The organism is Paracraurococcus lichenis (assembly GCF_030657435.1).
Classification (GTDB): Bacteria; Pseudomonadota; Alphaproteobacteria; order Acetobacterales; family Acetobacteraceae; genus Paracraurococcus; species Paracraurococcus lichenis.
Map to the genome: position 1 here is coordinate 303,497 of NZ_JAUTWS010000002.1, position 21,438 is coordinate 324,934.

Genomic DNA, 21,438 nt, shown 5'->3' on the forward strand with positions numbered 1-21,438 from the left:
TGCCGGGCAGACAACCCGGCCGGTCGGACGCTAGGCTGACGCCAGCCGAGACGGGGGAAGCGCGCCATGAAGGTCGGCCTGTTCCTGAACACCCAGTTCCCCGAGGGCGACGACCTCCGCGCCCGCATGCCGGAGCTTGTCGAGCAGGTGCGGCTGGCGCGGCAATCAGGCTTCGCCTCGCTCTGGTTCCCCGACCACTACCTCATCGGGCCGGTGCAGATGCCGCAGCCCATGCTGCTGATGGCCTGGTTGCTGCGAGAGGCGGAGGGGATGACCATCGGCCCCAATATCCGCATCCTGCCGCTGCTGAACCCGGTGCTGGTGGCCGAGGAGGCGGCGACCATGGACCTGCTCTCCGGCGGCCGCTACGTGCTCGGCGCCGGCCTCGGCTACCGGGAGACCGAGTTCACCGCCTTCGGCGTCCCGGTCCAGGAGCGCGCGCCGCGCTTCGCCGAGCAGATCGGGCTGCTGCGCCGCCTCTGGACCGAGGAGAAGGTCACCCACAGGGGCCGCTTCTACACTGTGGAGGAGGCCTCCCTCTCCTGCCGTCCGGTCACGCCGGGCGGGCCGCCGATCTATGTCGCGGCGCAGGTCGAGGCCGCGATCCGGCGCGCCGCGCGCCTGGGTGATGCCTGGCTGATCGTCAATTCCTCGGCGCTCGATGTGGTGGTGCCGCAGATGCAGGTCTATCGCGCCGCGCTGGCCGAGGCCGGCCGGACGCCGCGGGAATTCCCGATCGCGCGGGAATGCTATGTCGGCACCTCCCACGCCACGGCCTTCGAGGAATGCCGGGCGGCGCTGCACTACAAATACGCGGCCTATGCCTCCTGGGGTCTCGGCCGCGGCAGCACCGACGCCGAGATGTTCGGCATGCCCTTCGAGCAGTTCGTGCGCGACCGCTTCATCATCGGCGACGAGGTCTCGGTGAAGGAGGAGATCGCGCGCTACCGCGAGGCGCTGGGCGTGGACCACTTCATCATGCGCCTGCAATGGCCGGGCCTGCCGCAGGAGCGGGTGCTGGGCAGCATCGAGCGGCTGGGTCGCATCTTCGGCTGACCGGGCCGGGACGTGGGCACCGGCCTGCCGGGAGCCGGGCGGGCAGCGGGCGGCCGCGGCGCATCCGGGGGAGGGCAGGCCATCCAGGACCGCCAGGCGGCCGGCCGGGTCCTCTTCGCCGGGCTCACCTCTCGCCGCCGCCCGCCAGCGGCATCGATGTCATGGCGTGGCCGCCGGCAGGCGCGCTGGCGGCACCCGAAGGGTCCGGACGCGTTCGAACACCGCCTCGTCCATCTCCCGTCGAGCCTCATGGAACGGTCCCGACCATCCGCCGACCACCTCCGCCCGCCGCTTCTCCGCCCGCAGGGCGATGATGGCGGGCAGGCTGCCGCAGGCCAGCAGCACCAGGCCGAGGAGGGACAGGCTCGCATCGATCTCAGTCATCGGAACCTCCTGTGCGCCGGGGCCCTTCCGCCCCGCGCCGATGCCGGACCATCGCAGCCCCTGCCTGAACCGGCGCTGAGCCGGCCGTTCAGCCGCGGTTCAGCCGCCACCCGTTACGGGCAATCCATGCGACGCCGCCTTCTCGCTGCCCTGGCCGCCCTGGCCCTGCTGCCCGCCGGCCCTGCCGTGGCCGATGACGACCATGAGCGCGCCCGGCGCGCGGTCGAGGCCGGGCGCATCCGCCCGCTCGCCCAGCTCCTCGCCGAGGTGGAGAGGCGCTTCATCGGCCAGGTGGTCGAGACCGACCTCGACGACGACGATGACAACGACGGCCGCTGGACCTACAGCTTCAAGCTGCTGCCGCCCTCGGGGCACATGTACCGGGTGGACCTGGATGCTGCGACCGGCGCCGTCCTGCGCACCAAGGGCCCGGTGCAGGAGCGGCGCTGATGCGCGTCCTGGTGGTCGAGGACAGCGAGGCGCTGGCCGCGCAGCTTCGCGCCGCGCTGGCCGCGGCGCATTTCGCGGTGGATGTCGCGCCGGACGGGGAGGAGGCGCTCTTCCTCGGGGAGACCGAGCCCTATGACGCCGTCATCCTCGATCTCGGCCTGCCGCGGCTGGACGGGCTGACGGTGCTGCGCCGCTGGCGGGCGGCCGGGCGGGCCATGCCGGTGCTGGTGCTGACCGCGCGCGATTCCTGGACGGAGAAGGTGGCCGGGCTGGATGCCGGGGCAGACGATTATCTCGGCAAGCCCTTCGCCATGGAGGAGCTGCTGGCCCGGCTGCGCGCCCTGGTCCGGCGCGCGCACGGAAGGGCGCAGGCGGAGATCGCGCTGGGCGGGCTGCGGATCGACCCGGCGGCGGGCACCGTCTCCCTGCACGGGGCGCCGGTGCGGCTCACGGGCCTCGAATTCCGTCTGCTCGCCTATCTCGCCCACCGCGCCGGGCAGGTCGTCTCCAAGACCGAGCTCACCGAGCATCTCTATGCCCAGGATTTCGACCGCGACAGCAATACGCTGGAGGTCGTGATCGGCCGTCTCCGCCGCAAGCTCGACCCCGCGCTGATCGAGACGCTGCGCGGCCAGGGCTACCGGCTGGCCGCCGCGGACGGGGGGTGAGTCGGCTTGGCGCTGCCGCGCTCCCTCACGCTCCGCCTCGCGCTGCTGACTGCGGCCTGGGTGGCGCTCGGCCTGACGCTGGCGGGCTGGCTCGTCCTCAGCCTGACTTCGGAGCAATTGCTGCGGACCTTCGACGGCAGGCTGCTCAACCTGCTGGATGCGGTGGCCGGCGCCGCGACGCTGACGCCGGAGGGCAAGCCGGGCGTCGGCACGGTGCGGGCCTTGTCGGCGCCCAATTTCGCCCAGCCGCTCTCCGGCTACTACTGGCAGATCGCCGTGCCCGGGGCGGGCAGCGCCACCTCGCGCTCGCTCTGGGATGCGCGGCTGCCGCCCTTCGATGTCGCGGCCGGATCGGGACCGGTCATCACCGACATCCCCGGCCCGCGCGAGGCGACGCTGCGCCTCGCCCAGCGCGCGGTCGTGCCGGAGGACGGCGCGCAGCCGCTGCTGGTGCAGGTGGGCGTGGCGCGGGACGCGCTCGACCGCGACATCCGGCGGCTGCGGCTGCTGGTCGGCGGCACCTTCGCCCTGCTCGGCCTCGGGCTGGTGGGCGGCGTCGCGGGGCAGGTGGTCTGGGGGCTGGCGCCGCTGCGCCAGGCGCGGCAGGCGCTGGCCGAGGTGCGCGCCGGGACGCGGGAGAGGCTCGTGGCCGGCTCCGCCCCCTCGGAACTCGCGCCGCTGCTCGAGGAGATCGACGCGCTGGTGGCGCAGAACCGGGCGACGGTGGAGCGGGCGCGGGCGCATGTCGGCAACCTCGCGCATGCGCTGAAGACGCCGATCGCGGTGCAGCGGACCGCGCTGGAGACGCCGCAGCCGGACCTGGCCACGGCGCGGGCGCAGGGCGCCGCCATGGAGCGGCTGGTGCAGCACCATCTCGCGCGCGCCCGGGCCTCGGCGCTGGCCGGCGCGGCGGCGGCCGAGTCGGCGCCGCTCGCGGTCGGGGAGGAACTGGCGCGCGCCCTGCGGCGGCTCTTCGCCGCGCGGGGGCTGGAGATCACGGTTGCCGGGGATGCCGCGGCGCGGGTGCGGGTGGACCACCAGGACCTCGCGGAGATGCTCGGCAACCTGCTGGAGAATGCCTGCAACTGGGCGCAGGAGCGGGTGCGGCTGGAGGTGCGGCGCGGGCCAGAGGGCGTGGCGGTCTCCATCGCCGATGACGGTCCCGGCCTGACGCCGGAGGAGCGGGAGCGGGTGCTGGCACGCGGCGCGCGGCTCGACGAGGCGGCGCCGGGCAGCGGCCTCGGCCTCGCCATCGTCCGCGACCTCGCGGGACTCCATGGTGGCAGCCTCGCGCTCGGCGAGGCGCCGGAGGGTGGGCTGCTGGCGCGGCTACTGCTGCCGGCCCGCTGACACCGGCGCAGCCACGAAAAAGGGCCGGCGGATCGCTCCGCCGGCCCCGGTTCAGCCCATGCCGTGCGGCTCAGCCGCCATGCGCCAGCATGGCCAGCAGCAGCAACGCGACGATGTTGGTGATCTTGATCATCGGGTTCACCGCCGGGCCGGCGGTGTCCTTGTAGGGGTCGCCCACCGTGTCGCCGGTGACCGCCGCCTTGTGGGCCTCCGATCCCTTGCCGCCATGGTGGCCTTCCTCGATGTACTTCTTGGCATTGTCCCAGGCGCCGCCGCCGGTGGTCATGCTGACCGCGACGAAGAAGCCGGTGACGATGACGCCGATCAGCATGGCGCCCAGCGCCTCGAAGCCCGCGGCCTTCCCGGCGATGGCGGCGACGCCGAAATAGACCACCAGCGGCGAGAGCACCGGCAGCAGCGAGGGGATGATCATCTCCCGGATCGCCGCCTTGGTCAGGATGTCCACCGCGCGCCCGTAGTCGGGGCGGTCGCGGCCCTCCATGATGCCGGGCTTCTCGCGGAACTGCTTGCGCACCTCCTCAACCACGCTCATCGCTGCGCGGCCCACCGCAGTCATCGCCATGCCGCCGAAGAGGAAGGGCAGGGCGCCGCCGAAGAGCAGGCCCATGACGACATAGGGCGAGGAGAGGCTGAAGGTCAGCGTGCCGACGCCCTGGAAGTAGGGGAAGGTCGTCGCATTCGCCGCGAAATAGGTCAGGTCCTGGGTATAGGCGGCGAAGAGCACCAGCGCGCCGAGGCCCGCCGAGCCGATCGCATAGCCCTTGGTGACCGCCTTCGTCGTGTTGCCCACCGCGTCCAGCGCGTCGGTGGTCACCCGGATCTCCTTTGGCAGGCCGGCCATCTCGGCGATGCCGCCGGCATTGTCGGTGACCGGGCCGAAGGCATCGAGCGCCACGACGACGCCGGCCAGCGCCAGCATGGTCGTGACGGCGATGGCGATGCCGTAGAGGCCCGCCAGGTTGTAGCTGCAGAGCACGCCGGCGATGATGATCAGCGCCGGGACCGCGGTGCTCTCCATCGAGACGGCGAGGCCGCGGATGACGTTGGTGCCGTGGCCGGTGACCGAGCTTTCGGCGATGGCCTGGACCGGCCGGTAGTCGGTGCCGGTGTAGTACTCCGTCACCACGATGATCAGGCCGGTCACCGCGAGGCCGACGACGCCGCAGAGGAAGAGGCTGAAGGCCGAGAAGCTCGCGCCACCCGCGGTGATCGTGCCGCTGCCGAAGACCAGGTAGGTCAGCGGCAGCAGGACGATCAGGCTGAGCACGCCGGTGACGATGAAGCCGCGGTACATCGCCCCCATGATGGAGTTGTTGGCCGGCAGCTTCACGAAATAGGTGCCGGCGATGGAGGTGACGACGCAGACCGCGCCGATCGCCAGCGGATAGAGCATGCCGAGATGCAGCATGTCCGCCGGGAAGGCGATGGCCGCCAGCACCATGGTGGCGACCATGGTCACCGCATAGGTCTCGAAGAGGTCGGCCGCCATGCCGGCGCAGTCGCCGACGTTGTCGCCCACGTTGTCGGCGATGGTGGCGGGGTTGCGGGGGTCATCCTCGGGGATGCCGGCCTCGACCTTGCCGACCATGTCCCCGCCCACATCGGCGCCCTTGGTGAAGATGCCGCCGCCGAGGCGGGCGAAGATGGAGATCAGCGAGGCGCCGAAGCCGAGCGCGACCAGCGCGTCGATCACGGTGCGGCTGTTGGGCGCGAGGCCGGCGATCCCGACCAGGATGAAGAAGTAGACGGCGACGCCGAGCAGGGCGAGGCCGGCGACCAGCAGGCCGGTGATGGCGCCCGACTTGAAGGCGACATCGAGGCCGGCGGCGAGCGACTGGGTGCTGGCCTGCGCCGTCCGCACATTGGCCCGCACCGAGACGTTCATGCCGATGAAGCCGGCCGCGCCCGACAGCACCGCGCCGATCAGGAAGCCGATCGCGACGGGGAAGCCGAGCGTGAGGACGATCAGCACGAAGAGCACCACGCCGACGATGCCGATCGTCGTGTATTGCCGCCGCAGATAGGCGGAGGCGCCTTCCTGCACCGCCTGGGAAATCTCCTGCATGCGGGTGCTGCCCGCATCCAGCGCCATCACCTGCCTGGCGGTCACCACGCCGTAGGCGATGGACAGCGCCCCCAGCACGATCACCAGGAGCAACGAAAACGTCATCAAGGCAGCAACCCCCCGTTCTTCTGTCTGTCGCCCGCCCGCATGCGAGGCCGACCCGGAACGCACCCCCGGTCAGGCCGCACGCCAGGCTTGGCGGTCGGCCGGACCCGGGGGAGGGGTCGGACGGCGCGCCTCGGCACGGCGCAGGCAGCCCACAGTAAACGGGGGCTTCGAGGCGCGCGCAACGGTGCCCGGCGACGGTACGCGCCCGGCGCGGGGCTCGCCGCCCCTGGTCCGCCACGCCGTCTTGCCGCCATCATCCGGGACTACCCCGCGCTCACCTAGACGGGAGAATCCGGCGCATGATTCAACGGCGAGGCCTGCTGGCCGCGGTGGCCATCCTGGCGAGCCTGCCCCTCCTGCCGGCCGCGGCGCAGGAGGTGGTGGAGAAGAAGGTCTTCGAGGCCGGGGAATTCCGCACCCGCGGCGGCGCCACCATCCCGAACACCCGCATCGGCTACCAGACCATGGGCAAGCTGAACGCGGCCGGGGACAATGCCGTCCTGATCTGCCATTTCTTCAGCGGCAACAGCCACGCCTTCGGCCGGCTCTCGGCGGGCGGCCCGGCGGGCTACTGGGACGCCATCATCGGCCCGGGCAAGGCGATCGACACGGAGAAGTACTTCGTCGTCTCGGCCGACACGCTGGTCAACGTGAACGTCCCGGATGCCAGCACCGTCACCACCGGCCCGGCCAGCATCAACCCCGATACCGGCCGGCCCTATGGCATGACCTTCCCCGTCATCGCCATGCGCGACTTCGTCGAGGTGCAGAAGAAGCTGCTCGACAGCCTCGGCGTGAAGCGCCTCGCCCTGGTCGCCGGCCCTTCCAATGGCGGGCTGCAGACCATCGAATGGGCGGCGGCCTATCCGGACTTCGTCGAGCGCGCCATGCCGGTCATCGCCGCCGAGATCGATGCCTGGATGCAGGGCTGGCTCGACATCTGGGAAGCCCCGATCAGGCTCGACCCGAATTGGCGCGAGGGCGACTACTACGGCCAGGGGCGGGAGCCGCCGCTGAAGGGCCTAGCGGAGGCCTGGAAGATCGTCACGCTGCATGCCCGCGACCGGCTCTGGGCGAAGCAGTACGACCGCAAGCTGCCGGAGGGCCAGGACCCCGCGCGGAAGATCGGCGACCGCTTCGCCATCGAGAAATGGCTGGACGATGCCGCCGCGGCGCGGGCACGGACCTCGGACGCCAATTCCTTCCTCTACATGGTCCGCGCCAACCAGCTTTTCCTGAACGACTATCCGAGTCTCGCCGCGGCCATGGAGGGGGCGGCGAAGCGCTGGCTGGTCATTCCCTCGCCGACCGACCGGGTCTTCGTCCTCGACGGCGCGCGGGAGTTCATCGAGGTGCTGCGCAAGGCCGGCAAGCAGGTGGACACGGCCGAGGTCACCGGCCCGCTCGGCCACCTCAATGGCGTGGTCGGCATGGCGCCGCTGGCCGACCGGATCCGCGCCTTCCTCGGCGCCTGAGCGCGGCGGCCGGGACCGCCCGTGTCAGGCGGTGCCGGCCGCCGCGGCCCGCGGCGCGATCCGGGCGAGCGCATCGACGAGCTGCGTGACGGCGAAGGGCTTCAGCAGCAGCGCGGTCGGGCCGGTGGCGGGGGCGGCAAGCATCCGCGCCCCGTCCTCCGTCAGGTAGCCGGTCATCACCACCACCGGCAGATCGGGATGGTCGGCGCGGAGGCGGGGGATCAGCTCCAGCCCCGTCATGCGCGGCATGGCCAGGTCGGTGACCAGCACGTCGAAGGGCAGGGCGGCGGCGAGCCCGAGTGCTGTCTCGCCATCCGCCGCATGCACGACGGCATGCCCCATATCGGTGAGCGCTTCGCCGATCACCGCCGCTGCGAGGGCTTCATCCTCCGCCAGAAGGACCCTCAGGCCGTCCACGCCCATCCCGTCTCTCCTCCACCGGCCCGCGATCCCGTCTGGCAGTGCGCATCATGGATCACGGATCGGTAACTAAACCGGTCCGTGTAAATTGCGGCCTCACTAGTGCGCGATAGTTGATGGAGCGACGCCGCTGCTGCCGTTTTTCACTGGGCAATCCGGGGCAGCATGGCGTCCGCGGTGGGGCCGCCCGGTGTTCCGTCATCGGGCATGGTGCGGGGTGCTGCCGGGACCAGGCTCAGGACCGCACCGGCGTCATCCGGCCCAGACGTCGATGGCCTCGAGATAGAGCCGGGCCGATGCATCGAGCGCGTGATGCCGGCGCAGATGCGCCCGCGCCGCCTCCCCGCGCGCGGCGAGTCCCGCCGGGTCGCGCAGCATCCCGCCGATGAGGGCGGCGAGTCGTGCCGCCGGCTCCGGTCCCGGGGCGAGTTTCGCCACCACGCTGTCCGGGTATTCTGCCGAAGGACCCGTCGCATCCACCACCGCCGGCAGGCCCATGCCGAGCGCCCGCACCAGCGCCCCGGATGTCTCGCCCGCCTGCGGCTGCCGGAGGTTCACGAGCAGGTCGGCGGCACGGGCATAGGGCAGGAAGGCTTCCTCCGGCAGCCAGCCCGTCACCCGCACCCGGCCGCCGAGGCCGTACCGGGCGATGAGCCCGTCCAGGTCCAGCCCCGGATCGGGCGCGCCGGCGACGAGATGCAGCAGGTCCGGAAATTCGCCGGCCAGCCGCGCCACCGCCTCCAGCACCAGGTCGATCCGCTTGGCCGGCGTCGCATGGCCGAGCGAGAGGAGGATGGGCGCCCGCTCCGGCAGGCCGAGCCGCTGCCGCACCGCCTGCCGCGTCAGCCCGTCCAGCGCCGGGACCTCGGGCGAGAGGTGGTGCGGGATGACGCGCAGCGGCGGGCCGCCCGGCCGGTGCACGCGCCCGGCGGCGAAGCGGCTGTGCAGGATCACGCCCCGCTGCCGGTCCAGCAGCATGCGGTTCAGCGGCAGCAGCCAGCGCAGCGACGGGTCGAACAGCCCCCGCCGGCGCAGCCGGGCCACCCGGCGCCCGGCAACGCCATGCTCGGCGACGAGCGCCGCCTCGTAGCCCGCCGGATTGCCGCGGCCGAGGGTCAGCGCCTCCACCAGGTGATGCAGCACCGGGTCGTGCAGGGTCACGATCCCGGGCCGGCGCAGGGCGCCGAGCAGGGCATGCGCATGGTCGAGGCTGTTGCCGACCTGGTGCAGGTGCGGCCAGGCCTGCAGGTCGCGCCGCGCCCGGTAGTCGAGCACCGCCAGGACCTCGACGCCCGGCAGCGGCACCACCTCGGCACGGCGGGCGACGACGGCGGCGACGGGCAGGTGGCGTGCCAGCGCCGGCAGGAGCTCCGCCGCATAGCTGGCGATGCCGGAGCGGGCCGGCGGCAGCGGGGTGAAGACGACCAGGCCCGGAAGGGCGGGCCTCACGCCTCCCGCCCGGCCTCAAGGGCGAGCAGGCGTGTCTCCAGCGCCTGGAGCCGGTGGTCCATCTCCGCCCGTGCCGCCGCGACCCGCTCCTCCACCCGCTCCGCCACCAGCCGGGCGAGGCTTGCGGCCACGGCGTCGCGGCGCACCGCGGCCTCGGGCGCGACCGGCCCGCCGAGCGCCGCGTCCAGCCGCTCCGTCACCTCGCGGCGCAGCGCGGCCATCTCGTAATGCAGGGCGGCGTCGCGCGATTCGATCAGGTCGGCGCCGAAGCCCGCGCCGCCGAGCAGGCCGATCGCCTCGTCATGCCCGGCGAGCTTGCGCAGCACCCAGTCGCGGAACACGGCGAGGCTCACCTGCACCGCGCGCGCGGGGCTCGGCGGCACGGACGGGCCCGGGGCGAAGCGCACCTGCGTGCCGGCGCGGCGCGCCTCCGCCGAGCCCGCGGCCTCGCGCAGCGCCTCGATCCGCCGCTCGGGCCGGCCGGCGATGCTCTCGCGGTAGTGCCGGTAGCCGGCCGGGTCCGGCAGGCGGCCGAGCACCGCCAGGTAGAGGTTGACGATGAAATCCTCGTCCTCCCCGCCGATCAGGTCGGCTGCCTCCCAGACCCGGCCAACCGCATTCTCCTGCGCCATGCGCCCGTTCCTCACTGTCGCGTGAGGCATGGCCTGGCGGGCGGCGGAACGCCAGTAGGGCCGGCGCTATTCGGCGGCCAGCCGCACCGGCTCGACGGGCTCGGGCACGGCCTCTCCGGCCGCGACCGGCGCGATGCCGAAGCGGGCATAGAGCGCCTCGAGCCGCGCGGCATAGCGCTCCGGGCTGAACTGCGCGGCCTGGCGCGGCCCGGCCTCCGCCAGCCGCGCCCGCAGCGCCGGGTCCCGGTCCATGGCCTGGATCGCCTGCACCAGCGCCGCGATGTCGTAGGGATCGACCTTCAGCGCGGCATCGCCCACGACCTCCGGCATGGAGGCGGTGTCGGAGGTGATGACGGGCGTCCCGAGCAGCATGGCTTCCAGCGCCGGCAGGCCGAAGCCCTCGTAGAGCGAGGGGAAGAGCACGGCGCGCGCGCCGCGGATCAGGTTCACCAGCAGCCGGAAGGGGACGTAGTCCAGCATCATCACCCGGTGCCGGGTGCGCAGGACCGAGCCCTCCTGCGCGAGGTAGCGGACATGGTCGTCGTGCAGCAGGCGGAGTTCCTGCTCGGACTTCCAGGCCTTCTTGCCGACGATGACCAGCGGCCCCTCCACCCCGCTGGCGAGGTAGGCCTGGATCAGCCGGCCGACATTCTTCTTCGGCTCGATGGCGCCGAAGAACAGCCAGTACTTGCCGGCAGCCAGGCCGAAGCTGCCGTCGATCTCGGCCCGCATCTGCTCGGGCGGGATGTCGATCAGCTTCCGCGGGATGTCGACGGCCTGGTAAGTGTTGGTGACCCGCTCCTCCGGGATGCCGAGCAGCGAGACGATGTCGCGCTTCGAGGCCTCCGACACCGTGACGATGTGGTCGGCGTCGCGGCCCAGCATGCGGGCGAGCCGGAGGTAGCGCCGCTTGTTGTCGAGCGTGGTGTAGGGCAGCCGCAGCGGCACCAGGTCGTGCATGGTGTAGAGGTTCGCCGCGCCCGGGATGCGCAGCGGCAGCGGGTAGGTCCAGTGCATCAGGTGCGGGCGGTCGCGCAGCCGCACGCTGAGCGGGCGCTGGGCAAAGGAATAGTGCACGTGCGCCTGCTGGAAGAGGTCCTGGGCGTTCCAGATCTCGTCGTAATGCGGCAGGCGGTCGCGGAAGGGGGCGGCGACGACCTGGCCGGTCATCGGCACCGGCGTCGCCACCTCGCCCATCATGGAATGCAGCATGCGGCGGGCGCGGCGCAGCGCGACCAGCCAGGTCGGCGGGTCGCCGGCCTGGTCGTCGAAGAAGGCGATCTCGCGGATCAGCGGGTTGATCGAGGGCGCCGCACGCGTGCCGTAGAGCACCCCGACGCGGTGGCCGAGCCGGCCCATCGCATAGCTGAGGTTGCGGGCATAGGTGGCGACACCCGTCCCCTGGTCGAGCGCCAAGTTGTAACCATCAAGGAACAGTCGCGAGGGCTGGCTCATGCCCGGGTCTCCCGGCTCTGGCTGCGGCGGGTCGTCGGGACGTGATGGCCGAAGGCCCGGTCATTCACATCTCGGCAATCCTTTGCACGCGGATATCTCTTGTCAGGCGATGAAGACCAGAGCTTTATCGCGTTACTGATGTGGAACCCTGTCGTGGCACGATCCCCGGAACCGATGGAAGGGCTGGTCGCCGAGGTCGCCGTGGCGGACCCGGTGCCGATGCGTGGCTGGGTGGCGCTGCGGCTTGTGGATGCGGCGATCCTTATGCTGCGGGTGACGGCCATCCTGGTGCTCCTGTCGCCCCTTCTGGGCCTCGCCATCCTGCTCGGCTGACATTCAGCAAGCGGTTAACCGGCATCGCCGCGCCTCCCGGGCCGGCCCGGCACCGCGCATGGCCGGGTCACAAGAGAGGCGAAATGCGTCATAGTTCATTTCGCCTTTTGATTTTAGAGCCGGGGAACGGATGGCACCTCTGGAGATGATCGCGGACACTGCGGCCGAGGCCGAGCGGCTGCTGGAGGAGGGGGACCGGCTGCGCGACCGGAGGGCCTGGGCCGATGCGGCCGAGGCCTATGGCCAGTATCTCCGCCTGAAGGGCGAGGATTGGGGCATCTGGGTCCAGTACGGCCATTGCCTGAAGGAGACCGGAGACCCCAAGGGGGCGCTGCTCTGCTACCGGGAGGCGGAGAAGCTCCATCCGCAGGACAGCGACCTCCAGCTCCAGATCGGCCATGCCCTGAAGCTGCTCGGCCGGGCGGAGGAGGCGCTCGGCGCCTATGCCATGGCGCTCTCCTTTGACCCAGGCAATCTGGACGCCCAGCGGGAATTGCTCGGCGTCGAGGCCGCGCCGCCGGCGACCCGTGCGCCCGCGCCCGCCGCCCCGGCGGCCCGCCCCGCCGCCCGGCCGGCCGCCGCCCCTGCCGCCGCCGTGCCGGCCGGCACCGTCCTGCTCTTCGACGCCTCCGACCTGCTCGACTATTTCCGTGCCAACCGCGCCCCCACCGGCATCCAGCGGGTCCAGCTCAACATCATCCGCGAGGCGCTGGCCGCGCCGGGCGCGGCGGCCGTCCTGGTCACCGCCTTCGACCCAGGCTCGGGTGCCTGGAAGCAGGTGCCGGCGGCGCTCTTCGGCCGCCTCGCCGCCCTCTCCGGCACCGGCACCGACACGGCCGAGCCGGCCTGGCGGGAGGCGGTGGAGGAGGCCCGGACGCTGCTGCGGGACGGCCCGGCGATCGAGCCCGCCCCGGGCAGCACGCTGGTGAACCTCGGCACCTCCTGGTGGCTGCCGGACTATCTCCGCCGGGTGCGGGAGGCGAAGGCGCGCCACGGCCTCCGCTACGTCCCCTTCCTGCACGACTGCATCCCGCTGGTCGTGCCGGAGCATTGCGAGGCGAAGCTGGTCGACGAGTTCGCCCGCTGGTTCGCCGGGCTCTGCCTGCATGCGGATGCGGTGCTGGCGAACAGCGACTGCACCCGCGCCGATTTCGAGCGGCTGCGTGCCCGGCTGCTGCCGGCGCAGTCGATCCCCTGCTTCGTGGTGCCGCTGGATGCGGCGCCGGAGGCGCCGGAGCCGGGCCCCCTGCCGCCGGCGGTGGCCGATGGCCGGCACTTCGTGCTCACCGTTGGCACCATCGAATCGCGCAAGAACCACCTGCTGGTCTTCCAGGCCTGGCTGACCCTGCTGCGCCGGCACGGGCCGGAGGCGGTGCCGGACCTGGTCTGCGTCGGCAAGCAGGGCTGGCTGGCGGAGGAGGCGCTGCGGCTGCATGCCCGCTCCCCGCTGCTGCAGGAGAAGGTGCACCTGCTGCACGCCGTGCCGGACACGGTGCTGGAGGCGCTCTATCGCGGCTGCCTCTTCACCCTCTGCAACAGCTTCTACGAGGGCTGGGGCCTGCCGGTCACCGAGAGCCTGGCGCATGGCAAGGTGCCGCTGGTGCCGAACCATTCGGGCTTCCGCGAATCGGGCGCTGAGGGCGCCGTCTTCTTCGCCCCGAACAGCGAGCCGGAACTGGCCGAGCATGCCTGGTGGCTGGCGACCGATGCCGGCCACCGGCGGGCGCTGGAGGCGCGGATCCATGCCGGGCTGCGGCTGCGGACCTGGTCGGAGATCGCGGCGCAGGTGATGCGCGACGCCGTCGCCGGCGCGGGGCTCGCGCTGCCGGCGCCGCTCGAGCGGATCGCGCTGCCGCTCGGCCAGGCGCATCCGCTGCGGCTGCTGCCGGGGCCCGAGCCGGTGCCGGCGATGGCCCTGGCCGATGCCCTGCGGGAGGGCCCGGGCTGGGGACCGCTGGAGCGCTGGGGAAGCTGGGCCCGGCCGGGCGCGAGCCGGCTCCGCCTGCCGCTGCCGGCCGAGGCCCATGGCGCGCCGCTGCGCCTCTACCTCGAGATCCGCGCGCCGGCCTCGCCCAGCCGCTTCGCCCTGCGCGTTGCGCGGGAGGGCCTGGCCGAGCCGGTGACGCGGCGCCTGGAGACGACGGCGGAGGAGCGGCTCTTCGTCATGCTCCCGCTGCCGGTGGGCGGCGCCGGCGACCTGCTGCTCTCGATCGAGCCGGCGCCGAGCCAGGAGCCGGTCGGGATCTGCAGCCTCATGGCCTGCCGCGCCGACGACCTCGCGGCGCGGCTCGACTATCTCGAGGCGCATGCCCTGGCGCGGCTGCCCGGCGGCTGATCCCGCCGGAGGGCGGCCCGCCCCCGGCCGCGGCGTCGCGCGCCGGGGGCGGGCGGCTGCGCGCCCCATCCACGGCGCGACCGGGCAGGCCCGCGCTGATGGGCGGGAGCTGATGACGCCTGGTACCGGCCTGCGAATATCCTGACGTCTGCAGGCCGGTACCGCGCGGAGGTCGATGCAGGACGCCGACGGCATGTCGGCTGCGCGCCAGACATGGAGCCATGTCGGTCAGCAGTCATGCTGGCCGGCATGTGCGGACTCGCTCAGGCGCGGTTTGCTCCATCGCGCAAAAGGCCGACCGGCCGATGCGAGCCACGGCGGGCGTCGAGCGGACAGGCGTTGGCCCGTCGCTGCCGCCTCGGCAGCCGCCGTGCGCGAAGGGAGCGGCAGGCGGCGGCGACCCGCGGAGGGGACGCCGCCGCGCCCCGCTAGAGGAAGACCCGGGTCGCCACCGCGATCTGGTAGATCAGCCCGAGCAGGTCGCTGCCGATCTGGAAGAGCTTGGGATCGAGCCGCGGCAGCACGATCAGCTCGTCGCCCGGCTTCGGCACCTCCTGCGGGTCGAGCAGCAATTCGCCGCTGGCCCGGCGGATCATGAGCGAGCTGTCGGAGCCGCGCGGCGCGTAGCCGCCCGCCGCCTTCACGTAGTCCGCCAGCCGCATCTCCGGCTTCCAGACCACGGCGCGCGGCGCCGTCACCTCGCCGGCGACGAGGACGGTCTGCGACTTCTCCGGGATGACGATGACGTCGCCGTCCTCGAGCCGCAGCGGCGAGCAATGGCCATTGCCGTCCACCACCACCAGCCGGCCCTCCGGCTGGGTGCGGCGGGCGCGCTGGATGTAGGAGGAGACGAGATTCGCCTCGCTCGACCGGATGGCGGCGACGCCGGTGGTGGGCGAGACCGCGAGGAAGAGCTGCCGCTCCAGCCGGTCCAGCGCCTCGTCGATGGCGCGGCGCTGCTGCTGCGCGACCGAGGGACGCAGCAGGAAGACCGAGCGCGTGTCGGCGAGCAGCGGGTCGACCGCCACATGGTCCAGCACCTGGCAGAGCTGGGCGTCGCGGTCGGCGACGAGCACCGAGGGGCCGATGCGGCTGCCCTCCACCGTCACCCGCACGGTGCGCGCGGGGCTGTCTGTGATGAAGGTGACGGTGTCCTGGTCCTGCAAGGACAGCGTCGGCAGCTCGGCCAGCGTGGCGTAGCGCGAATAGGGCTGGCCGTTGCGGGTGCCCTTCACCACGGCATTGGTGGCCGAGGGCAGGGGGCGCGCATAGTCGAGCAGCTCGCGCCCGGTCATGGCGCGGCCCGGCACCTCGAAGAGGTAGTTGTTGCGCACCGCGCCGTCGGCGCCGACCACCGCGCGCTGCTTCGCCACCACCAGCGTATCGCCTTCCTGCAGCCGGAGGCGCGGAAGCTGGCCTTCCAGCAGGAAACGGTAGAGGTCGATAGTCGTAACGGTATGGCCGCCTCGCTGCAGGGCGATCTCGCGGTAGGAGCCGCGGCCGGGGTCGACGCCACCGGCGCGCACCAGGAAGTCCACCACGCTGTCGGCGGCCGAGCCGGCGAAGCGGCCGGGGGTGCGGACGAAACCGGTGACGAAGACGCCGATGCGGTTGGTCGAGAGCAGGACGGCATAGACCTGCACCTGGTCGGTATAGACCTTCTTGACCTCGCTCTCGACCACCTTCTGCAGGTCGCCCGCGCGCGTGCCGGCGACGCGGATGGGGCCGATATTCGGCAGGAAGAGCATGCCGGAAGGGTCGACCTGGCCGACCACCTCCGCCTCCACCGCGCCCCAGACCCGGACCGAGACGCGGTCGCCGGGCACGAGCTGGTAGTTCGGGTTGGGCGCGTCAGAGACGGCCGTCGCCTCCCGGGTGAAGAGGCTCGCGCCGAAGACGGCGGTGGCGCCGGCCGCGCGGCTGCCGTCGCCGAGCGGGCCGATCGCGACCGGCCCGCCCTCCGATGCGGTCTCCGTCCCGGCGCGGCTCACCACGCGGTCCTGGCCGACCAGGCTCTGCAGCGCCTGCACCACGCCCTGGTTGGGCGCGGAGGGGATGACCGATTGCGCGGCGCGCTGCTGCAGCACCTGCATCGGCGTCTGGGCCGAGGCGCCGCCCCCGGCGAGTGCGACAGCAACGAGGACCGTACTGAACCTAGGACGCATGTTCGCGCATTCCCGCGATGAGCAGCCAGGCCAGTCCGTAGCCGACGGACAGGCAGGCGAAGATGTAGACGATGGTCAGCGCGGACTTGGGGTAGCGCGCATATTCGGCGAGGTTCGGCTCCACCACGCGAAGGAGGAAGATCTGCTGGCGCTGCGCGTCGCCGCGCGCCTTCTCGAGCGAGGCGGTGGCGGAGGCGAGCTGCGCATGCGCCAGCTCGCGCTCGACCGAGAGCCGCTCATACTCGCCGACCTGCTGCGAGACGCGGTCGTCGCCGCCGAGCCGGCGGCGCTCCTCGGCAATCTGGGCGGTCAGCGCCTCCACGCGGTTGCGGAGCGGAAGCAGGCGTGGGTTGTCGGTGCGGGCGAAGCGCTGCGCTTCCGCCAGCTCGGCCCGCGCCTGGGCCAGCGCGCCCTCCAGCCGGCCGATATTGTCGACGGCGATGCCGGCCGAGCGGGTCGGGTCCACTGCGCGCTCGCGCTCGCGGAACTCGCTGATGGCGAGCTGGGCCTGGGTCAGCCGCGCCTCGGCGCGCTGGACCTCCTCCCGCGCGACGCGCAGGCCATCCTCCTGCAGCCGCTTGTTGAGCCGGTTCACCAACTCCTCGGACAGGCCGAGGAGGTTCTCCGCGATGAGCTTGGAGTCCTCCGCGCGGAAGCTGCGGACGCGCAGCGTGGTGATGCCGCTGGTGGTGTCGTACTCGGCACCGGCCATGCGGCGGAAGTAGTCGAGCAGGCGCTCGGCGGTCGGGTTCGACCACCAGAGCCGGGCGAGCGGGTCGGCTTCCGGCCGGCGGAAGATCTCGACCACCGGCAGGCGCCCGCGCAGCGCCGCGACCACGTCGTGCGACTGCAGGTAGTCCCGCACGCCCATCGCGTCCTCGGAGGCCGGGCGGAACCCGGCGCTGGCCATCATCTCGCCGAGGCCGCCTCCGCCGCCGCCCCCGCCGCCGCTGGAGCGGCCGCGGACGAGGAAGCGGGCTTCCGATTCGTATTGCGGCGCGGCGATGCCGTAGAGGTAGACGGCCGCGAGCAGCGTCGGCAGCAGCACGGTGACCGTGAAAGCGTTGCGCCGGACGAGGCGTCGCAGCCGCGTCAGCAGTCCGGGCGCGGGGACCGGCCCGGACCAGCCCGCGGCGTCGAGGCCTGCCTCAGGCAGCGTGGTAGGCGGCGATTGCTTCGTCCAGATCGTCATAGCGGGTCAACCTACCATCCTGGAGGATCGCTGCGGTCTTGCAGAAGGCCCGCACGGTTTCAGCCTGGTGAGAGACAAGCAGCAGGGTGCTGCGGGATTGGAGATCGGCGAGGGCGGCGCGCGCCCGCGCGGCGAAGCGGCTGTCGCCGACCGCGATCGCCTCATCCACGAGATAGCAGTCGAACTGCACGGCGAGCGAGAGGGCGAAGCCCAGCCGCACGACCATGCCGGAGGAATAGGTCTTCACCGGCATGCGGAAATAGCTGCCGAGATCGGCGAAGTCCTCGACGAGTTCGACCGTCTCCCGGATCGGCTTGTCGTAGATCCGCGCGATGAAGCGGGCATTGTCGGCGCCGGAGATGCTGTAGTGCATGGCACCGGCGAAGCCGAGCGGCCAGGAGACGCTCATGCGCCGCTCGATGCGTCCGGCATTCGGGTGCTCGACGCCGGCGATCAGGCGCAGCAGCGTCGTCTTGCCGGCGCCGTTGCGGCCGAGGATGCCGACCTTTTCCCCGCGCCGGAACTCGGCATCGACACCGCGCAGGACCACCTTCGCACCATGGTGCGTCTTGTAGGTCTTGTGGACATCGGTGAGCCGGATCATGGCGCTCAGACGACCAGGTGGAGCCGCGCCTTGCGCAGCGCCGCCAGGCCAAGCAGGTGCAGGACCGCGATCCAGGCAATGACGTAAGGGATGTCGAAATGGGTGGGCACGATGGTCCCGTAGAGGCCGCGGCGGACGAGTTCGAAGCAGTGCACCGTCGGCACGACGAGGGCGGCCGCCTGCAGTTCGGTCGGCAGCCAGAACACCATGAAGAACGCGCCGGTGAAGCCCATGGTGAGATAGGTGAAAAGGTGGGTTATGCGCTCGAAGAGCTCCGTATAGACAGAGCCGGCGGCGATCAGGAACGCGATGCCCTGGGCGATGCCGAGCATCAACACCATGCCGAGCACCATCAGCCCCGGCTCCTTCGGCCATTCGCCGAAGATGGATCCGAACAGCAGCAGGAGGATGCAGAGCGCGATTCCGACGGCGCAGAATTCCAGCAGGTGACGCGACAACATGATGTCGAGCACCGTGATGTGGCGGTGATAGAGCAGCGACTGGTTGCCTTCGATGCCGGTCGCTGCACGGTTCACGACGCCGCGGAACAGGTAGAAGGGGACGTAGCCGACCGTCCAGAAGACGAAGGGATTGAGGCCGCCGGGCATGTCGTGGCCGGTCACCAGGTGCAGGCCGCCGATCGCGCTGCCGAGCATCAGCGGTTCGAGAAAGAGCCAGACATAACCGAGGTTGTCGCGGCCGAAGCGAGTGCCCATCTCGCGCAGGATCAAGGCGCCCACGACCCGTACCTGGATTCGCAGGCAGGTCCAAAGGCGCGGCTGCGGCGCGACCGCGTCGCTCAAGGTCTGGCCCCAACGTTGCCGAGCAGCAGCGGGCGTGCCGGTACCCATTGCCCATCCGTCTGGCAGAGCAGGTTCGCACGGCCGCCGGTGCCGGAGCCGACCAGCACCTCGCGGCATTCCCGCCCGCTCGCGGCGGCATAGGCGCGCAGCACACGGACCGGCGCCGAGCGGCCATCCTCGAAGGTCACGAGGCCGTCCCGGCCCGGCGCCGCGGAAGCCACGAAGCGACCGAGCGCATCCTGTGGCGCGGCAGCAGGGGCGGGCGGCGCGGACGACAGGGTGGCCGGGCGCTCGCCACCCCCGCAACCCGCGACCAGCAGCATAACCCCCACCAACAGGGCCGAGGCCGGAATTGATACGGCAGGGCACCTCGAAGCGCCCGAGTTGAAAATCATGTGTTCGCAGCCTCCAGCACTTCCTCTACCAAAGTGCGAGCCAGGGGCAACATATTTCCTTGAGGCGTTAGTGACGGTTTTCGAACGCTGCGATGCAGGTCACCCTCGGGCAGCGGCGGCACGCTGCGCCGCCGGTGCGCTCGGCCGGGCCGCCTCCAGGGGATGCGGCGGCAAAATATGAGTCGAACCGTTAACGTTCCCTTTTCGGCTCCGATGCGGCAGGGCTCGGCGGCCCCGCCGGGAGAGGGGCTGTTCCGCGCGCCGGGCTTCGGCACGGCTTGGGCGCCTGTTGCTACGCTGGAGGCCAAGGGACCCGACCCGGTGGCGGCCGCGGTCGCGGCCGGTCTTGCGGGGGCTAGGCCGGACGGGGCGGCGCGCGCGGCCGCCCGCGACGTCATGGCGCGGCTGCGCGCCGCCCGGGTCGGCGGGGCGCCGGGCCTGCCCGATCCGGGCCCGATCGGCCTCGGTCTGCCGGCGCAGGCGGCGGCGGTGGTGTTGGACCCGGGGAGGGACTTGCCGGCGGCACGGGCGATGGTCGCCGCGGCCCTGGCCACGGAGCGACCGGTGCTGGTCGCCCTCGACCCGGATGCGCCCCCAGGCGCAAAGCCGGTGCTGGAGGCCGCGGGCGCGCGGCGGTTGCCGGGACGCCTCGCGCCCTGGACGCTGCTCGACCTCGCCGCCTCGCTGCATACGGTCTCGGCGGAGATGGCGCTGCTGGCCGGTGCGGCGGGGCTGACCGTGATCCTCGGCGGGGACGTGCCCTGGGGCGGCGTGCCGGCGGAGGCGGCGATGGCCGCGCTGCTCGCCCGCACCCGCTGGATCGATCCCTTCCGCGGCCGGCCCTGGACGGCGGCGGAGGGCATCGCCCAGCTCGCCGACTGGCGCCGGGCCGAAGCCGCGAACCGCCGCATCGTCGCCGCCACCGGCATGGACCTGTTCAAGCGTACCGCCATGCGGGACTGGCTGGCCGGGCAGGGGACGGCACCCCGCCTCCGCTTCCGCGCCTCGGCCGCGCTGCGGCTGGCGCGGGCGCAGGGCGGGGATGTCGCGGTCTGGGCCGCCGCCATGCCGCCCGGCCTGCCGGCGCGCGCCGCCGCCGCCGGCGTCGGGCTGGTGCGGATCGAGGACGGCTTCATCCGCTCCGCCGGCCTCGGCGTGCACAGGGCGCGGGCGGCCTCCCTGGTCATGGACGGGGCCGGGATCCATTACGACCCCTCGACCGAGAGCGAGCTCGAGCGCCTGCTGGCGACCACCGTCTTCGACCCGGCGCTGCTGGCGCGGGCGGCACGGCTGCGCGGCATGATCACCGCGACGGGCGTGACCAAGTACAACCTGGCCGGGCCCGCCGCGCTACCGGCGCTGCCGCCGGGGCGGCGGGTGATCCTGGTGCCGGGGCAGGTGGAGGACGACGCGGCCATCCGCCGCGGCGGCGGCCGCATCCGCACCAACCTCGCCCTGCTGCGGGCGGTGCGGGCGGAGAACCCCGAGGCCGTCATCCTGTGGAAGCCGCACCCGGATGTCGAGGCCGGCATGCGCCGCGGCGCGGTGCCGGCGCGGGAGGCCCGTGCGCTCGCCGACCATGTCCTGGATCGGGTCCCCATCGGCCCGCTCTATGCCCTGGCACCGGAGGTGCACTGCATCTCCAGCCTCACCGGCTTCGAGGCCCTGCTGCGCGGACTGCCCGTGGTGACCTGGGGCCAGCCCTTCTATGCCGGGTGGGGGCTGACGGCGGACCGCGACCCGCCGCCCCGCCGTGGCCGGCGGCTGAGCATTGATGAACTCGTCGCCGGCGCCCTCATCCTACACCTGCGCTGCCGCGACCCGGTGACGGGCCTGCCCTGCCCGCCGGAACTGCTGGTCGAGCGCCTGGCGGAGGGACGGACGGCCCCCCCGCCGCCACCGCGCGTGCCGGCGCCGCTGCGGGCCTTCGTCGCGCGGTGCTCGCGGCTGCTGGCCGGGCTGGGAGCCAGGCTGTAGAGGCGCCGGACATTCTCGCGCCGACCGCGCAGCGCGAGAATGCTCCAGGCTCTCGCTTTGCTGGGCGGAGTCTCGCCGCCGTGCCTTTCCACCCTGCGGCG

The 21,438-nt window shown here is 72.5% G+C and carries 19 protein-coding genes; 8 read left to right on the forward strand and 11 right to left on the reverse strand.

Features of this window, described 5'->3' with window-relative positions:
• Positions 1-66 precede the first annotated feature (66 nt).
• Positions 67-1,056 carry an LLM class flavin-dependent oxidoreductase gene (locus tag Q7A36_RS03370; RefSeq protein ID WP_305102236.1) on the forward strand — a complete coding sequence of 330 codons (990 nt, stop codon included), beginning with the start codon at positions 67-69 and terminating at the stop codon, positions 1,054-1,056.
• Between the two features lie 159 nt (positions 1,057-1,215).
• On the opposite strand, the gene Q7A36_RS03375 is transcribed toward Q7A36_RS03370, so the two are convergent.
• The gene (locus Q7A36_RS03375; protein ID WP_305102237.1) at positions 1,216-1,440 is read right to left on the reverse strand and encodes a hypothetical protein; all 225 of its coding nucleotides are present in this window, start codon (positions 1,438-1,440) and stop codon (positions 1,216-1,218) included.
• Between the two features lie 126 nt (positions 1,441-1,566).
• Here Q7A36_RS03375 and Q7A36_RS03380 point away from each other — a divergent pair, with 126 nt between their 5' ends.
• The 3 genes from Q7A36_RS03380 to Q7A36_RS03390 are packed head-to-tail and all read left to right on the forward strand — an operon-like array spanning position 1,567 to position 3,908.
• Positions 1,567-1,890: a PepSY domain-containing protein gene (locus Q7A36_RS03380; protein ID WP_305102238.1), complete on the forward strand. Its 324-nt coding sequence runs from the start codon at positions 1,567-1,569 to the stop codon at positions 1,888-1,890.
• Positions 1,890-2,558, forward strand: a complete 669-nt coding sequence (locus tag Q7A36_RS03385) for a response regulator transcription factor (protein WP_305102239.1) — start codon at positions 1,890-1,892, stop codon at positions 2,556-2,558. Before Q7A36_RS03380 ends, Q7A36_RS03385 begins: the two co-directional genes overlap by 1 nt.
• Before the next feature lie 6 nt (positions 2,559-2,564).
• Positions 2,565-3,908: a sensor histidine kinase gene (locus Q7A36_RS03390; protein ID WP_305102240.1), complete on the forward strand. Its 1,344-nt coding sequence runs from the start codon at positions 2,565-2,567 to the stop codon at positions 3,906-3,908.
• 70 nt (positions 3,909-3,978) lie between these two features.
• On the opposite strand, the gene Q7A36_RS03395 is transcribed toward Q7A36_RS03390, so the two are convergent.
• Entirely contained in the window at positions 3,979-6,099 is a 2,121-nt protein-coding gene (locus Q7A36_RS03395) for a sodium-translocating pyrophosphatase (protein WP_305102241.1), read from the reverse strand.
• A gap of 302 nt (positions 6,100-6,401) precedes the next feature.
• Here Q7A36_RS03395 and Q7A36_RS03400 point away from each other — a divergent pair, with 302 nt between their 5' ends.
• Positions 6,402-7,577: an E22 family MetX-like putative esterase gene (locus Q7A36_RS03400; RefSeq protein ID WP_305102242.1), complete on the forward strand. Its 1,176-nt coding sequence runs from the start codon at positions 6,402-6,404 to the stop codon at positions 7,575-7,577.
• Positions 7,578-7,601: 24 nt separating this feature from the next.
• On the opposite strand, the gene Q7A36_RS03405 is transcribed toward Q7A36_RS03400, so the two are convergent.
• The 4 genes from Q7A36_RS03405 to Q7A36_RS03420 all read right to left on the reverse strand — a co-directional run bounded on the left by Q7A36_RS03405 (position 7,602) and on the right by Q7A36_RS03420 (position 11,533).
• Entirely contained in the window at positions 7,602-7,994 is a 393-nt protein-coding gene (locus tag Q7A36_RS03405) for a response regulator (protein ID WP_305102243.1), read from the reverse strand.
• Positions 7,995-8,249: 255 nt separating this feature from the next.
• On the reverse strand, positions 8,250-9,446 hold the full coding sequence (locus tag Q7A36_RS03410) for a glycosyltransferase family 4 protein (RefSeq protein ID WP_305102244.1): 1,197 nt from the start codon (positions 9,444-9,446) through the stop codon (positions 8,250-8,252).
• Positions 9,443-10,078, reverse strand: a complete 636-nt coding sequence (locus Q7A36_RS03415; protein ID WP_305102245.1) for a DUF4214 domain-containing protein — start codon at positions 10,076-10,078, stop codon at positions 9,443-9,445. The genes Q7A36_RS03410 and Q7A36_RS03415 overlap by 4 nt, the downstream gene beginning before the upstream one ends.
• Before the next feature lie 66 nt (positions 10,079-10,144).
• Positions 10,145-11,533, reverse strand: a complete 1,389-nt coding sequence (locus Q7A36_RS03420) for a glycosyltransferase family 4 protein (protein ID WP_305102246.1) — start codon at positions 11,531-11,533, stop codon at positions 10,145-10,147.
• A 153-nt stretch (positions 11,534-11,686) separates the two neighbouring features.
• On the opposite strand from Q7A36_RS03420, the gene Q7A36_RS03425 reads away from it, so the two are divergent.
• Positions 11,687-11,866, forward strand: a complete 180-nt coding sequence (locus Q7A36_RS03425) for a hypothetical protein (protein ID WP_305102247.1) — start codon at positions 11,687-11,689, stop codon at positions 11,864-11,866.
• A gap of 145 nt (positions 11,867-12,011) precedes the next feature.
• A complete protein-coding gene (locus tag Q7A36_RS03430) occupies positions 12,012-14,201 on the forward strand; it encodes a glycosyltransferase family 4 protein (RefSeq protein WP_305102248.1) in 2,190 nt (729 codons plus the stop codon).
• A 428-nt stretch (positions 14,202-14,629) separates the two neighbouring features.
• Here Q7A36_RS03430 and Q7A36_RS03435 read toward each other — a convergent pair whose 3' ends face one another.
• The 5 genes from Q7A36_RS03435 to Q7A36_RS03455 are packed head-to-tail and all read right to left on the reverse strand — an operon-like array spanning position 14,630 to position 19,288.
• On the reverse strand, positions 14,630-16,366 hold the full coding sequence (locus Q7A36_RS03435) for a polysaccharide biosynthesis/export family protein (RefSeq protein ID WP_305102249.1): 1,737 nt from the start codon (positions 16,364-16,366) through the stop codon (positions 14,630-14,632).
• Complete coding sequence (locus Q7A36_RS03440; RefSeq protein WP_305102250.1) at positions 16,356-17,558, reverse strand: capsule biosynthesis protein; 1,203 nt, start codon at positions 17,556-17,558, stop codon at positions 16,356-16,358. Before Q7A36_RS03440 ends, Q7A36_RS03435 begins: the two co-directional genes overlap by 11 nt.
• Positions 17,515-18,162, reverse strand: a complete 648-nt coding sequence (locus Q7A36_RS03445; RefSeq protein WP_305102251.1) for an ABC transporter ATP-binding protein — start codon at positions 18,160-18,162, stop codon at positions 17,515-17,517. Before Q7A36_RS03445 ends, Q7A36_RS03440 begins: the two co-directional genes overlap by 44 nt.
• A gap of 5 nt (positions 18,163-18,167) precedes the next feature.
• Complete coding sequence (locus Q7A36_RS03450) at positions 18,168-19,013, reverse strand: ABC transporter permease (RefSeq protein ID WP_305102252.1); 846 nt, start codon at positions 19,011-19,013, stop codon at positions 18,168-18,170.
• Positions 18,962-19,288: a DVU3141 family protein gene (locus Q7A36_RS03455; protein WP_305102253.1), complete on the reverse strand. Its 327-nt coding sequence runs from the start codon at positions 19,286-19,288 to the stop codon at positions 18,962-18,964. Before Q7A36_RS03455 ends, Q7A36_RS03450 begins: the two co-directional genes overlap by 52 nt.
• A 285-nt stretch (positions 19,289-19,573) precedes the next feature.
• Between Q7A36_RS03455 and Q7A36_RS03460 the strand changes: the two genes are divergently transcribed.
• Positions 19,574-21,337, forward strand: a complete 1,764-nt coding sequence (locus Q7A36_RS03460) for a capsular polysaccharide export protein, LipB/KpsS family (RefSeq protein ID WP_305102254.1) — start codon at positions 19,574-19,576, stop codon at positions 21,335-21,337.
• The last annotated feature ends 101 nt before the right edge of the window (positions 21,338-21,438 follow it).